The organism is Klebsiella sp. K47, assembly GCF_051858335.1.
Classification (GTDB): Bacteria; Pseudomonadota; Gammaproteobacteria; order Enterobacterales; family Enterobacteriaceae; genus Klebsiella; species Klebsiella pneumoniae.
Window position 1 is genome coordinate 1 of the sequence record NZ_JBPYUI010000245.1, and the last position, 237, is coordinate 237.

Below are 237 nucleotides of genomic sequence, written 5' to 3' on the forward strand. Positions count from 1 at the left end.
CTGGGATGTACGCGATTCAAGTGCTTATGCTGAAGCACACGTGAAAGGGGCGATTAATCAGCCAATCACAGAACTTTCAGCACAGAGCCTTACTCAAGTGTCGACGGATCAACCGATTTACATTTTATGTGGTGGCGGTAGTAAAGCGCCACGTGCTGCAGAGTTACTCGAAGGTTTTGACAGTGCGCGTGAGTATGTGATTTTAATGGGTGGTACCCGTGCTGCTCGTGATGCTGG

Annotated in this window: 1 protein-coding gene; it reads left to right on the forward strand. The window is 49.4% G+C overall.

Going from position 1 to position 237, the window contains the following annotated elements; genetic code table 11:
* The coding region (locus RRF55_RS27890; RefSeq protein WP_439419285.1) for a rhodanese-like domain-containing protein at nt 1-237 on the forward strand (237 nt) is incomplete at both ends.